Raw genomic sequence first — 12,637 nt, 5'->3', positions numbered from 1 at the left:
ATGCTTTTTTCACCTAAACGTAAACCGATCGTATTTGGTGGTCCGTCAGTTTCAACGATTAAACAGCGTGACGATATTATTGAATATCGCCCACCGATTCAGGGTGGAGAGCTGGCAGCATTAACAGGTAGCGGTCGCCCAGTATTAATCGTTGATGGTTTATTTGGCACGAAAATGTCTGTAACCGTGGTTGAATGTCTGGAATTTATTCAGGCCGGAGGGTTGTTGCTGGGCTGTTCCAGCATGGGAGCACTGCGCGCTGCCGATTGTTATACTGCTGGGATGGTAGGAGTGGGACAGATTTTTCAGGGATACATTATGGGTTATTACCATTCTGACGCAGATGTAGCATTACGTTATCATTCCGGAAGTTATGAAGAGATAACGCTCTCATGGGTGCATATAGACCATATTACGCGTCATCTCGTCATGCAAAAGCAATTTTCCTCACTCACCGCCCGACTTATTTTAGCGAAGGTTCGTTCTATTAGTTGGTATGAACGTTATATTGATCGAGTAGTAGAAATCATTCGTTCTTTTTCACCACAGATCAAAGACAGTGAATTAAGAGCACTATTTAGTGATGATGCTTTGCATCCTAAAAAGAATGATGCGCAACTGGCGATTAACTATCTGACTCAATTTTATCTGGCAAGGCGTGAGCAATAAAAAATGAAAAATAGTAATTGGTTAAAAAGCATCGGCTATCTGGATAGCACCTTCCGCGCGATGCAATCGACATCAAATCAGTTAAGCCATCTTTTGGTCGGCGCTTTAGGCGGGATGTTTAATTCCGCGGTGTCGCTACGCGTTTCTATCGCATTTTATTCATCAATCCTCCTCGAAGTGCCATCGGGTTTACTCGCCGACAAGCTGGGGCATTTTAGAAGCGTTGCTTTGGGTAGCCATTTTACCGCATCGGCTCTGCTCACACTTTTTTTCTCACTGACAAGCACCCACGATGCCGGCTTGCAAATATCACTGCTGATCCTCAGCTCATTTCTCAGCGCTATCGGTATGAGCCTGATTTCGGGGGCCTATCAGGCAATGCTGCAAGACATGATAGACAACCAAATCATTAAGCATGGTGAGGAAAGTGGGTTGCGCACCAAAGCACTTCTGCTTTCGCAACGATACGGCAAGGAGATTGTGTCGATTGTCCCGATCATCTTTCTGCTCATTTTGCTCGTCATGTATCGAACTATCGGGTATGCAGAAGCGATGCTGTTTATCCCGGCAATTATGTTTATTATTTTAGGTATCTGGCTATGGCGCTATCCGCAAAGAAATAGTGCACAAGAAACTGACACTGAAAATAACCAGAAAGCCGGTGATAAAAACACGCTTAAAAATTTTATTTCTTGTCTCAGAGCGATGACCCGAGATCAGTTGGTCATGCTGATTAAAATTTCGTTGATAATTGTTTTACTTAACTTCTCAATGGTCCATGTTCATACCTACCTGATGGTGGCGGAGTTTAGGGAATACAATATCATGGACATCAGCATTATTTATCTTATCCCTTTATTCCTGTTTATTGCCTCCTTTGACGCCGCCCACTATGTTAAGGGTGTCATTGTGCCACGTGCCGCAGCGAAGTTTGATGATAAATCGCTGGTTATGCTGTCCTTTGGCAGCCTCGCATTATTATCTGCCGGTTGTTATTTCCTCTATATCTATTGCGATGGCATATTTGCACTTATTTTATATGTTTTATTTTTCCGGGCATGCGTAACAATGGGACAGGACGTCGCCATCAGTAATTTACTGGCTCGCCTTCCTGAAGAGATCCGGGCGTTCACCCTTAGTCTGGTGATGAGCTCTGTGATTGTTTTATACGGGGCTTACTCTGTCTATTTAACATTTATCGGTATTGGCGCAGAGCCCGCACAGAATGTTTTGATAGAAATCCTTATAATTGCTTTAATTGGCGGAATCTTCTCGCTTTCGTTAAAAATAGTACCGTTGAATGAACCTGATGGTTCTGAACTACAACCGTCAAATTAATGATCAGACCGGAAAAAGAAACATGAGCACAGAAAAAACAACATTATTCTCCACTGCAAGGACCGATGTTTACTGCCTTACAGAGGATTTTTCCGAGCAACTTCAACTTTTCTTAGTCGAGAACAGGGATAATTTTGCACCATTTGAACCATTGCGTTCTGAAGATTACTTCTCGCTCGACAGCATCAGGCAGCGCATTGCCGATTCTCAGCCTGATTTTAAAGCGAAAAAATGCCTATTGCTTGTTTTCACCCTCAAAGGAGAAGATAAGATCATTGGGAGCATTAACTTTACCAACTTTGTTTATGGTGTATTCCAGGCTGGTTATTTAGGCTTCTCAATCGATAAATCATACCAGGGAAAAGGGTTGATGCATGAAGCTTTGGAAAGTTCAATCGCCTACGTCCATGAAAATTATGGCTTGCATCGTATTATGGCTAACCACCTCCCTGACAATACGCGTAGCCAAAATATATTAGCAAGATTGGGGTTTGTGAGAGAAGGGTTTGCTAAATCCTATTTGAAAATAAATGGAATATGGCAGGACCACGTCCTGAACTCATACATAACCCCTGAAAAACAAGAAGGATAAATAACATGGACAAGAGCGAAATCAATCTATATCTCAAGAAATCATTTGCTGACATCACTACACAGCTATCTGATATTTATGGCCTTGATTCGACAGGACGATTATCCGATTTTCTGGCCGGCATGTTGGGTGAGTCTCATAGTAAACCATCACATCCGCTGCAAAAGCCACGTTTGCTGTTTTTCCCCGGTCTTAGCAACGGCCCGTGGATTGATGAAAGCTCAAGTGAAGCGACTGCGCATGTTGCTAAACTATTGACTGAAAACTTTCATGCGATTAAAGAGGAATTCACCGCCGCAACCGGTCAATTGAAAGAATATTCATCCAGTAATCTGTTTAAAAATCTTTCAGAAAAAGACTGGTCATCCATTTCACTTTGGAGCCGTGGTAAATTCAGTGAAAAAATAGTTCACTTCCCTCACTTAGAAAAATTAATCGGTAGATTTGAAGACATTCTTTTTCCGTGGCGAGGAGAAGTCACTTTTATGCGATTAAAAGCCGGAGCCTGGCTTCCTGAACATTATGACTGGACTAATGCGCAAATAACCTGCCACTTTGGTATTAATATCCCTGAGGATTGCGGCCTAATCGTTGCGGGAGAAGAACGATGCTGGGAAGAAGGGAAGTCCATTTTTTTCGATCATAGTTTCCTTCATAACGTTTACAACCATTCTGCTCGTGATCGTGACATTTTGCTGATTAATCTTTTACATCCAGAGCTCACTGATGCGGAAGTTCATGGAATTAAGTTATTAGGCCCGGTTCTGGCAAAAATCAGCGACGCCCCCCGGTAAACGAGACCATCATCTTTCCTCCAGAATGAGCGGTCTGGGGTGTTCGGCACTATTCAGCAGGTGACAATCAACAAGTGACAATCAGCAGGTGACAAATGGCGGCTTAACCGCACCACCGGCCCAACCGACCAGACGCTACATCCCCGCCATTCAGCGGGGAAAGCAAGATGCCTCAGCGTCCTACTGCGCCGGACGGCCGTAATAGGCGGTGAAACTGGCTTTAGCCAGCGTATTACCGTTAATCATGTAGCCGCCGAGCGCCGGGCTGGCGTCTTTAGGGACATCCAGCGTTTTGGTCTTCAGCGCGTAAACGGTGAAGATGTAGCGGTGCGGTTTGTCACCCGCCGGCGGACATACGCCGCCCCAGGCCTCCACGCCGTAATCGATACGCACCTGACGCGCACCGGCAGGCAGGCGTTTGCCGCCGATTTCGCCGGCGTTGGCGGCAAGACTATTCACATTCGCCGGAATATTGATCACCATCCAGTGCCACCAGCCGGAGCCGGTCGGCGCATCCGGATCATAAACGGTGACGGCGAAGCTCTGAGTCCCTGCCGGCGCGCCGCGCCAGTTTAACGCGGGAGACTGGTTCAGCCCGCTACAGCCGAAGCCCTTGAACTCAAAGCTGGCAGGCAACGCGCTATCAGGCGCGATGGATGGGCTGGATAATGTCAGGGTATCCGCGTGCGCCGCGGCGGTCATCAACAAACCGGCGAGCAGCGGCGCGCAGGAGCGAATCAGGCGAGAACGTGTTTTCATATTAGTATTCCTGTGACTCATGGTAGGCTTGGCTTGCCATTCATCGCCATGCCGCGCAGACGGCCGTATCGGGGATGAATGTCAGGACACAGACTGAACTGTGCTGCCAATGGTAGCGCGCCGATGCCAGTTCCACTGTTCCGGCTCGCGCAACCTTTGTTCCATTTTCACCACGGATACCGGATGACGCTGACCGACCACCCCAACCTGCCTCAGATGCATTCGGCCGAGCCGCTGCCCCGCCATGCGCCGCCGCTTGCCCATCAGATTATCGCCCGCAGCCAGTATGCGCTGCGTACGGTGGTGATGCGTACCGACCTGATTGGGCTGGTCGTCTCCGGCACCAAACAGCTACTGGCGCCGGAAGGCAGCAACGCGTTTGCGCCCGGCGAGTTATTTATATTGCCGCGAGGCACCCAGTGGGACGTGATCAACGACCCGGCGCCGCAAGGGCGCTATGTGGCGCAGATTCTGAACCTGCAACCGGAAACGGTGACGCGCTTTTACCAGAGTTTCGGTCAGTTTGCCGCGCTGACGCCGGTGCGGAGCTTCGCCAGAGTGACGGATAGCCGCACGATAGGGGCGGCGTTTATGCGCGCCGCCGACGCGCTGAGCGACGCCGATTGTTCGGCGACGTTGAGCGAGCACCGGGTGCTGGAAGTCTTGCTCTTGCTGGCGGAGCAGTCCGGCATTGTGCTGACGCCGCCGGGAGCGCTGAACTGGAGCGAGCGGGTGCGGCGGCTGGTGGCGCAGCGTCCGTATGACCACTGGACGGCCGACCGGGTGGCGCAAGCGCTGTCCACCACCGCCAGCACCCTAAACCGCCGGCTGGCGCAGGAGGGCAACACCATCGCCGCCTGCGTGCGGGAAACCCGGCTGGAAGCGGCGATGGTGCTGCTGCAATCATCGGATCGACCGGTCGCCGCTATCGCTCTTGATGTCGGCTACGAATCCCACAGCAAATTCACCGCGGCTTTCCGCCGCCGTTTCGGCGTAGTGCCATCGGCGTTGCGCGATTAGCACAAAGAGACGGGTGGCAGAGGTACTTACACATTGTTTCAATACACATTATTTCGATCATGCTCGAAGAATGCAGTTCCCCCGCAGGTTTTCCTGCCTTAAAGACTTCGTTATCATGCAACCAGCATACAAACGAAAGCCATGTTGGCCGCACATCCCCCTCATCACCGGGTGAGAATCAGGCCCGCCAGCCGTAAAGTACCGGACTTCATGAGAGATAATGAGCATCGCCAGTATCATTAACTCATTAAAATTTAAGAAGATGGACATCACAACGCGATGAGTACACCAGAGAGTTTAGACGCCCACGCCCCCATGATGCAGCAGTACTTATATAGACAATATAAGATCATGAGCTAAAAAGAATAAGTATAAAAACCACCTTCAAAGGCTACCTATAGGCTACATATGAAACGAATAATCGGTTATCTCTTCACTCTACTTTTACTTGTTGCTCTTGTGTATGCCGGGTTAATAAAGGGTGATGTATTCCCTGAATGGGTCATGAACAAGAAGCTCATAATTCGTTGCGGATTGATCGGTGTTCTTGGTGGAACTCTTTACTGTCTCCGTGGAGTGTATCTAAACAAATGTGTCAGGAACTGCTGGGATGACCGTTGGTATGTTTGGTATGTGTTGAGGCCTGTTGTCAGTGGTATCTGTGGTGTTGTGGCCTACCTGTTTCTAAAAGCAGGTTTGATAGTGTTAGATGCATCACAAAACGGTAGTGGTGGAGACTATGGATATATGGCATTTGCCTTCTTTGCTGGGTTGAATGTAGATAAATTCGTTGGCAAAATCGAAGATGTAGGTATGGCTATTTTTGGGATTGAAAAATCTCGCACAGCAAGGTCAAGTGATAATTCCGATCAGAAATAATTAAAAAGGATATGATATGCCTGCAAATATATATTTTTTTCCCGTTGGTAATGGGGATATGACACTTATTCAAACCGAAGATGGAAAGAACATATTAATCGATTGTCGTATCAGAGATGGTGAAGAACATCCCGATGTTCGCTCACAACTTAGAGAAAAACTTTCTCGTGATGATGAAGGTCGTCTATTTGTTCATCTCTTTATTTGGTCACACCCTGATTCAGACCATTGCGATGGAGTATCTGATCACTTCCATTTGGGGAAACCTGAAAATTGGAGTGAAAGGAGTGATAAAATTTTCATCAATGAGATCTGGTCAAGCCCAATTGTATTTAGACGACATCATGCACAGAATCATCCTTTATGTGATGATGCAAGAGCTTTGAATACAGAAATCAAGAGAAGAGTTAATCTTTATAAAGAAAAGGGTTATTTGGATGGAGTCGGAAATCAAGTCTTGGTTTTAGGCAAGGACGAGGGCGATAAAACGGACAACATACCAAATATTCTATTAGAATTAGATCAAACAACTCGCTGTATTAACCAAAGCTATTCCTCATGTTTTGAAGCTCATTTACTGGGTCCTTCACCGAAGAAAGACCTTGATGAATTAGAAGATAAATTGGGTAAAAACCATTCCAGTGTAATAATGAATTATAAAATAACAGGTGATAATAAAACTGCTTATTTTTTAAGTGGTGGAGATGCCGAAGTTGTTTGTTGGGAAGGTGTAAGAGATCGTCTAACCAATAAATATTCAATGTCTTGGTTAGATTATGATATCTTACAAGCACCACACCATTGTTCGTGGCATAGCCTTTCCCATCATAGTTTAAGCGATATGGGTGATGAAGCAGAAACATCAGAAAAAGCAATGGAAGTGTTCAACCGAGCTAAACAAAATGCTTTCATTATTTCCAGCTCAAAAGTAATTGAAGATGATGAGAAAGACCCACCGGCCTATCGAGCAAAAGAGGAATACGAAAAAATAGTAGACAATAAAAAAGGTCATTTTTTATGCGTGTCAGACCATAAAAAGAATGGAGAGAATATTCCGTTAGAAATTGAGATTTCGGATGATGGTATTAAGAAAATTTCAGCATCTGCATTAGGCATAACTGAATCATCAAGTGCCGCCGTAAATAGACAAGGTGGTGGTGGTTATGCCTGATTGTCTTAAAAAAAAGATAGATCAGTTGAGCACAATCCTTGCACCTTATGGTGCAAGGAAACTTTCTACAAATGAATTATTAAAATTCAATAATAAATATACTTGTGCTTGGGAGTTACCAACTGATTTAGAATTTAGTAATGAACCTATTGTATTGCAACTAAGGTACAAAATTCTTAGTCAATTTGACATTCCAGATGTGTACATTTTCTCTCCTAAAATTGATGTCTGCCAACTTCCACACTTAGAAAAAAACGGCAAGTTATGTGTTTGGCCTGACAGTTACATCATCGATCACGATGATATGACCTATGCAGTCGATTTACTAAACGATGCTATATTAATGCTAAGAAAAGGGATAAATGGGGATTTAAATGAGGATTTTATTGATGAGTTCCAGAACTATTGGGTTTATCAATGTAATAAAATAGATCGACTTATAAGCCTGTGTGATCTAACAAATAAAAACACAAGGTTGGTTTTCGGTTATCGGACTCGGAAATTTGGAGTAATATATTCTGACACACAAAAAGAATTAATTAACTGGTTGGAAAACCAAAAAATATTACCATTAGAATCGGACGAAAGTAATTCAAAAGACAAGCGAATAAGGCAACAGCAACTCTTTAAAATAGTTTCAATTCCATTGATATTCTTCAATGAAGCCTGGTATCCGAGTCAGTATCCCAAAACTGCAAGGGATTTTTTTGAACTCATAAATAAGCAACATGAAGATCCAGAAAGCACTATTGAATTGATATTAAGATCTTGTGCTAACATGTTCAATGTCAAGCCAATAATTCTAATTTCTTTCCCGACGCCTTCTGGAATGAATATTATAGCAATACAGATACCCAAGGGAGTGAGTGACTTTGCCTCAGACCGCTTCGATGCCAGAGGTATTAGTCGTGGTCGATTCAGAAGAACAGCTTTATTAGATGGTTATAGGAATTACATCGATGGAAAGATTTTAAAAAATAGAATAGGCGAAACTAAAACAGAAAATCTCATAGTTGACCGTTCTGATGACTCCTGGTTAACGGGGCGTGACCATAACAAAGGCTACAAGAAAATCTCTGAGCATAAAGTAGCTATAGTCGGTTGTGGTTCAGTAGGATCTTCGGTATCAAGACTGTTACTTCAATCAGGTATAAAAAAAATGATGCTTTGGGATGATGATTTAATGAAGAGTGAGAACTCTTCTCGTCATCTATTAGGATTTGATTCTGTTTATAAAAATAAAGCATTAGCTCTTGCCTCAAGGCTACGGGAAGATTTTCCAAATACCTATATAGAAGCTTTTAATGAAGATTGGACAGAAGATTCCAAGAATAACAAAAAAATTGCAGAAGCCGATATTATAGTAAGCTGCACTGCGCATTGGAATACTGAACAGCAGTTAATAAAAAGACAGTCGGAAGACATTCTTGGTGCTATTGTCTTTGCATTTGTTGAAGCTCATGCTATGGCTGGGCATGTAATAGTCAACCAAGTAGATTCTAATGCTTTTAATAGCTGGCATATTACAGAGGGTAAGCATATAGGTGCTTTAAAATATCCTGCTACTTACTGGAAAGAAAATACTCGCAAAAGAATAGCAGCATGTGCCGGAGAGTTCCAGCCATACGGAGCTATCCCATTGACTAATTTACATGCTCTAACGGCAAGAACCGTAATAGATCTTATTATGGATCGTTTTTCTAATAAATCTTTTGCATATATTTATATAGGAAGAGAAGCAGAACTTTTAGAACTTGGTGGAAAATGGAATAATAAATGGATAGCACAATTTGGAAACCCAGGAAAAGGAGATTGTATTATACCTTTTATTTTTGAAAATTCTAATTGGGAAAAACATGATGCATAAATTTAATTGTGTCGAATTAGATTTCAAAATATGCATCAGCCAAAGCATTGTAGATGAATTATTCTCTCACCGTCAGAGTCACTGTTTTAGTAAAGAATCAGGAGGTATGCTATTTTCCAAAAATCTCAATGATTCTGAGATTGAAATCAATAAAATAACTACACCAGGTTCTACTGATTTGAGGAAAAGGAATTATTTCAATTTAGATGAGAAAAAAGCCAAAGAAGATATCATTTCGTTATTCAAAGAAGGTTTTCACTACTTAGGTGATTGGCATACACATAACGAAGTCGTAGCAAACCCATCAGGAACGGATATTCGCAGTATCCAAGACTTGTTTATCAAATCAGGTCATACAAGACCTTTTTTTCTCATGCTAATAATCCCAAATAAAGAATATATTTCCAACTGTTATTTAGTGGCAGCAGATGGAAAGAAACTATATAATTTTAAATATGTTTCAGATAAGGAGTGGTTTTAATGAATAATGCATTACCTCAAAGCTAAATACAGTTTTCGTTAGGAATAATGGTGCTTGAATTTTGAAGGTGTATCTCGGTTACTTTCTTTGAGCTACACCATAAGTAAAACACAATCGGGTTAATAGAGAATGATAAAAATAAAACATTTTATAATAAACTTCATGACTGACAAATTAGATGAAAACTCACTTTCTTTCTTAAAAACATCATTCTACACAATAGAGGGTGTACGTAATTCTGTGTAATTGCCACCGTATTAAAGGTGACCGCTTAGCCTGTCACCGAACTAGATAATAAAACGGCTCATCGCCAGCCGCCAGTTCTGGATCGGCATACTCCATTTTTTCGAGGCCGACTGTATCGCCAGATAAATCACTTTCCGCACTGAGTCGTCCGTTGGGAATACTTTGCGTTTCTTTATCGCCTGGCGGATCACACTGTTCAGCGACTCGATGGCATTGGTGGTGTAGATAGCCTTGCGGATATCGGAGGTACTGACGTTATTGTTCTTACCTGCGCTCTATATTACCTGGTTCAGAATTAAGCATGACGCATGAATAGCCCCAAAGGCATACATTTCATGACCTGACGCCGAACCAGCGCCTTATTCATTTTCTTCAAGGGGGTTTTATGCACATTCAAATCATTATCGGTAGCGTAAGAAAGGGACGTATCGGCCCTAAAATTGCCAGATGGGCAAAAGAAGTTCTTGATGATATTCAGGGGAATAAGAATGAAATTATTGATTTAAAAGAATGGTATTTACCTATGGATGATGAGCCTAACCTTCCAGCAGAGGGCGTTTACGTACAGGAACATACAACGTTATGGAGCGGAAAGATTTCAGAAGCTGATGCCTATATTTTTATTTTCCCGCAATATAACTGGGGGTATCCGGCAGCATTAAAAAATGCCATTGACCATTTATATCATGAATGGAAAGACAAACCTGCGGCCATGATTAGTTATGCCAACAGAGGGGGAGGAAAAGCGGCGGCACAGTTACATCAAGTATTACTGGGGGTACAGATGAAAATTATTCCTGATAATATCGAAATCAAGCTATCAGAGGTTAATTTCTCTGATACCGACAATGAATATCCTATTGAATTAACGGCTTACCAGGCTGCGCTACACGCTTTAGTGCGCAGCTTAGACGAACAATTACTGCAACCCGGAGCGAGCGACTGACGGGTTCATGCTGTTGATATGACACACGGCTTAATTCGGCTGTTTAACGCTCCGAAAGGCAATGATTCCCTGCGCTTACATTGCCTGCATAACACGAGTTATGGCCTTCGCCAGCCCGTCAGGATTATCGTAAGCCATCATATGACTGCTGCCGGATAACAACTCGACATGGCAGCCGGCGTCAATATACCGGCTAATTTCGTCCTGCGTAGCGCTATCCGGCAGAATAATGCCTTTGCGGATGGCCAAGGCGGCCAGATTATCCATCCAGTCGGAAGCATTATCATTGAGCGCTGAATTGGCCCACTGCCAAATGGCTCGGGGGGAGCTGACCTGAAAAGCCCCCAGCCAGGCATCATTTCCACCTTCAGCTTTTAGCTTTAACATCAGTGCAGAAAATCCACGCCGGATAAAACTCGTCTCACTCATGGCGGTAATGTCCTCCAGAAGTGAAACCCCATACTCATTCAGCCCCGGCGTACACAAAATCAGCCGTTCTGGTGCGGGAGATAACATCCGGGCCAGTTTCAGGGCAATAAACGCCCCTGCACTGTGACCAAATAGCGACACTTCAGAAAAATGAACTTCGGTGAGCCAGCGCCGCAAGATTTCAGACTGACTATCGGAGTCATAACTTGTGGTCTGCGGTTTGTCGCTGAAACCGGCGCCAGGTAAATCAACGAGCAGAGATGTGATACAGGAGTAATTCGCAGAAGAGATGACCTGAGCGTAACCACTACTGGAAGCACAGCCAAGTCCATGAATATAAACCAGCGTTTTCTTCCCCTGATGACAGGCTTGCCAGCGTAGATAGTTGTTTTGTGCGTTGAAAGACCATGTATTCATAGCAAGTCCGTCACGTTACTGACTGGCAAGGAGTCATGAATTACAGAATCAGGACGCCGGTGTGGCGCCTTTCCATTGATGTTCATACTCACGAGGCGATAGCGCCCGGCGCTACTGGGCCTTACGCCCCCGAGAAGTCGGGCGCTTCGGCACGCTACTTCCGTACTCCTGCCACCATGCCGTCAGCGCTTCCATCGTTGGCCCAAGCCCACGCGCCTTCTGCGTAATCTCATATTCGACACGCGGCGGTACTTCTGCGAAGACCGTACGTAATACCAGACCATCCGCTTCCAGTTCGCGAAGCTGAGTCGTCAGCATGTGCTGCGTGATGCCGGGAATGGCCTTGCGCAGCTCGCCAAAGCGGTAGATTCGCTGGTTGAGCAACCACATGATCTCAAGCTTCCACTTACCCGAGAGTAGCCCGAATGCACGGCGCATCTCCTCGTGCATATTGATATCGTCATCGCCATTAGTCTTATTATTCATACTAAGAGTCTCTATTTCATCCTACTTGCGAATTTTCATCTTAGACGACATTCTTGCCGCTTGTCGAACCCAGGAACGTAAATGAGAGAACCTTATGGCTGCTACATATACCTATTGGATCAGTACTGCACTGCTATCTCTGCTCTATTTCGCCTCGGCCGCGCTGTATGTCACGAAGAGCGCCGATGTTCGAAAGGCACAGGCGGAGTTAGGCTACTCGGCTTCCAACCTCGTGCCCTTCATGATTGTGGTAAAAGTGCTCGGCCCTATGGCGATTCTGTCGCGCTTCAATCTGGCCCTCAGCGATCTGGCGTATGCCGGCATCTTGTATCACCTGATCCTGTCCGGGCTGGCGCATCTTGGCGTCCGCAAACCCAGGGGTGCCATTCCGGCAGCCGCGGGGCTCATCTTTCTGGCCGCCTCCTTCGCGACGCAGAACGTTGTTCGCGAACCGCCGTCGCCCTACGCACCTGCTGCAACGGCAATCCAGGCGCTGCTTAACTAAAAAGGACACCTGCAGAATCGCCGCAACGGAAAAGCCGC

General features: G+C 44.8%; 14 protein-coding genes and 1 pseudogene. 11 read left to right on the top strand and 4 right to left on the bottom strand.

The genetic code is table 11. The features are described 5' to 3' along the window. From CVE23_RS05575 to CVE23_RS05560, 4 genes are read left to right on the top strand one after another with little or no spacing between them, the layout of a single operon-like run. Positions 1 to 669, top strand: coding sequence for a TfuA-like protein (locus CVE23_RS05575; RefSeq protein ID WP_100849072.1), 669 nt, complete (start codon positions 1 to 3; stop codon positions 667 to 669). Between the two features lie 3 nt (positions 670 to 672). Next, positions 673 to 2,007 (top strand): MFS transporter, encoded by a 1,335-nt coding sequence (locus CVE23_RS05570; protein WP_100849071.1) that lies wholly within the window; start codon positions 673 to 675, stop codon positions 2,005 to 2,007. Positions 2,008 to 2,029: 22 nt separating this feature from the next. Further along, positions 2,030 to 2,599, top strand: a complete 570-nt coding sequence (locus CVE23_RS05565; protein ID WP_100849070.1) for a GNAT family N-acetyltransferase — start codon at positions 2,030 to 2,032, stop codon at positions 2,597 to 2,599. Positions 2,600 to 2,604: 5 nt separating this feature from the next. Further along, positions 2,605 to 3,393: an aspartyl/asparaginyl beta-hydroxylase domain-containing protein gene (locus CVE23_RS05560; protein WP_100849069.1), complete on the top strand. Its 789-nt coding sequence runs from the start codon at positions 2,605 to 2,607 to the stop codon at positions 3,391 to 3,393. 180 nt (positions 3,394 to 3,573) lie between these two features. On the opposite strand, the gene CVE23_RS05555 is transcribed toward CVE23_RS05560, so the two are convergent. Continuing rightward, positions 3,574 to 4,152: a YbhB/YbcL family Raf kinase inhibitor-like protein gene (locus tag CVE23_RS05555; protein WP_071605166.1), complete on the bottom strand. Its 579-nt coding sequence runs from the start codon at positions 4,150 to 4,152 to the stop codon at positions 3,574 to 3,576. Between the two features lie 183 nt (positions 4,153 to 4,335). On the opposite strand from CVE23_RS05555, the gene CVE23_RS05550 reads away from it, so the two are divergent. From CVE23_RS05550 to CVE23_RS05530, 5 genes are all read left to right on the top strand, one after another. After that, on the top strand, positions 4,336 to 5,172 hold the full coding sequence (locus CVE23_RS05550; protein WP_167389541.1) for a helix-turn-helix transcriptional regulator: 837 nt from the start codon (positions 4,336 to 4,338) through the stop codon (positions 5,170 to 5,172). A gap of 408 nt (positions 5,173 to 5,580) precedes the next feature. Continuing rightward, positions 5,581 to 6,051, top strand: a complete 471-nt coding sequence (locus tag CVE23_RS05545; RefSeq protein WP_100849067.1) for a hypothetical protein — start codon at positions 5,581 to 5,583, stop codon at positions 6,049 to 6,051. 16 nt (positions 6,052 to 6,067) lie between these two features. Further along, positions 6,068 to 7,222 carry a ComEC/Rec2 family competence protein gene (locus CVE23_RS05540; RefSeq protein ID WP_100849066.1) on the top strand — a complete coding sequence of 385 codons (1,155 nt, stop codon included), beginning with the start codon at positions 6,068 to 6,070 and terminating at the stop codon, positions 7,220 to 7,222. Beyond that, positions 7,215 to 9,089 carry a ThiF family adenylyltransferase gene (locus tag CVE23_RS05535; RefSeq protein WP_100849065.1) on the top strand — a complete coding sequence of 625 codons (1,875 nt, stop codon included), beginning with the start codon at positions 7,215 to 7,217 and terminating at the stop codon, positions 9,087 to 9,089. The genes CVE23_RS05540 and CVE23_RS05535 overlap by 8 nt, the downstream gene beginning before the upstream one ends. Next, a complete protein-coding gene (locus CVE23_RS05530) occupies positions 9,079 to 9,570 on the top strand; it encodes a Mov34/MPN/PAD-1 family protein (protein ID WP_225622642.1) in 492 nt (163 codons plus the stop codon). Before CVE23_RS05535 ends, CVE23_RS05530 begins: the two co-directional genes overlap by 11 nt. A 287-nt stretch (positions 9,571 to 9,857) precedes the next feature. On the opposite strand, the pseudogene CVE23_RS05525 reads toward CVE23_RS05530, so the two are convergent. Then, a pseudogene (locus tag CVE23_RS05525) lies at positions 9,858 to 10,058 on the bottom strand (transposase); the annotation flags it as partial. Positions 10,059 to 10,201: 143 nt separating this feature from the next. On the opposite strand from CVE23_RS05525, the gene CVE23_RS05520 reads away from it, so the two are divergent. Continuing rightward, positions 10,202 to 10,762, top strand: a complete 561-nt coding sequence (locus CVE23_RS05520; RefSeq protein WP_100849064.1) for an NADPH-dependent FMN reductase — start codon at positions 10,202 to 10,204, stop codon at positions 10,760 to 10,762. Positions 10,763 to 10,837: 75 nt separating this feature from the next. On the opposite strand, the gene CVE23_RS05515 is transcribed toward CVE23_RS05520, so the two are convergent. After that, on the bottom strand, positions 10,838 to 11,608 hold the full coding sequence (locus CVE23_RS05515; protein WP_100849063.1) for an alpha/beta fold hydrolase: 771 nt from the start codon (positions 11,606 to 11,608) through the stop codon (positions 10,838 to 10,840). Between the two features lie 111 nt (positions 11,609 to 11,719). Then, entirely contained in the window at positions 11,720 to 12,094 is a 375-nt protein-coding gene (locus CVE23_RS05510) for a winged helix-turn-helix transcriptional regulator (RefSeq protein WP_038918102.1), read from the bottom strand. A gap of 94 nt (positions 12,095 to 12,188) precedes the next feature. Here CVE23_RS05510 and CVE23_RS05505 point away from each other — a divergent pair, with 94 nt between their 5' ends. Continuing rightward, the gene (locus tag CVE23_RS05505) at positions 12,189 to 12,599 is read left to right on the top strand and encodes a DoxX family protein (protein ID WP_038918101.1); all 411 of its coding nucleotides are present in this window, start codon (positions 12,189 to 12,191) and stop codon (positions 12,597 to 12,599) included. Positions 12,600 to 12,637 lie beyond the last annotated feature (38 nt).

The organism is Dickeya fangzhongdai (assembly GCF_002812485.1).
GTDB lineage: Bacteria > Pseudomonadota > Gammaproteobacteria > Enterobacterales > Enterobacteriaceae > Dickeya > Dickeya fangzhongdai.
This window is presented reverse-complemented; position numbering and strand designations above follow the sequence as displayed.

What these genes read in the sequence shown, in the direction of transcription:
- CVE23_RS05550 (WP_167389541.1), top strand. Translation starts at nt 4,336, where the DNA reads ATGACGCTGACCGACCACCCCAACCTGCCTCAGATGCATTCGGCCGAG.
- CVE23_RS05555 (WP_071605166.1), bottom strand. Translation starts at nt 4,152, where the DNA reads ATGAAAACACGTTCTCGCCTGATTCGCTCCTGCGCGCCGCTGCTCGCC.
- CVE23_RS05510 (WP_038918102.1), bottom strand. Translation starts at nt 12,094, where the DNA reads ATGAATAATAAGACTAATGGCGATGACGATATCAATATGCACGAGGAG.
- CVE23_RS05560 (WP_100849069.1), top strand. Translation starts at nt 2,605, where the DNA reads ATGGACAAGAGCGAAATCAATCTATATCTCAAGAAATCATTTGCTGAC.
- CVE23_RS05520 (WP_100849064.1), top strand. Translation starts at nt 10,202, where the DNA reads ATGCACATTCAAATCATTATCGGTAGCGTAAGAAAGGGACGTATCGGC.
- CVE23_RS05540 (WP_100849066.1), top strand. Translation starts at nt 6,068, where the DNA reads ATGCCTGCAAATATATATTTTTTTCCCGTTGGTAATGGGGATATGACA.
- CVE23_RS05515 (WP_100849063.1), bottom strand. Translation starts at nt 11,608, where the DNA reads ATGAATACATGGTCTTTCAACGCACAAAACAACTATCTACGCTGGCAA.
- CVE23_RS05530 (WP_225622642.1), top strand. Translation starts at nt 9,079, where the DNA reads ATGATGCATAAATTTAATTGTGTCGAATTAGATTTCAAAATATGCATC.
- CVE23_RS05565 (WP_100849070.1), top strand. Translation starts at nt 2,030, where the DNA reads ATGAGCACAGAAAAAACAACATTATTCTCCACTGCAAGGACCGATGTT.
- CVE23_RS05535 (WP_100849065.1), top strand. Translation starts at nt 7,215, where the DNA reads ATGCCTGATTGTCTTAAAAAAAAGATAGATCAGTTGAGCACAATCCTT.
- CVE23_RS05570 (WP_100849071.1), top strand. Translation starts at nt 673, where the DNA reads ATGAAAAATAGTAATTGGTTAAAAAGCATCGGCTATCTGGATAGCACC.
- CVE23_RS05505 (WP_038918101.1), top strand. Translation starts at nt 12,189, where the DNA reads ATGGCTGCTACATATACCTATTGGATCAGTACTGCACTGCTATCTCTG.
- CVE23_RS05575 (WP_100849072.1), top strand. Translation starts at nt 1, where the DNA reads ATGCTTTTTTCACCTAAACGTAAACCGATCGTATTTGGTGGTCCGTCA.
- CVE23_RS05545 (WP_100849067.1), top strand. Translation starts at nt 5,581, where the DNA reads ATGAAACGAATAATCGGTTATCTCTTCACTCTACTTTTACTTGTTGCT.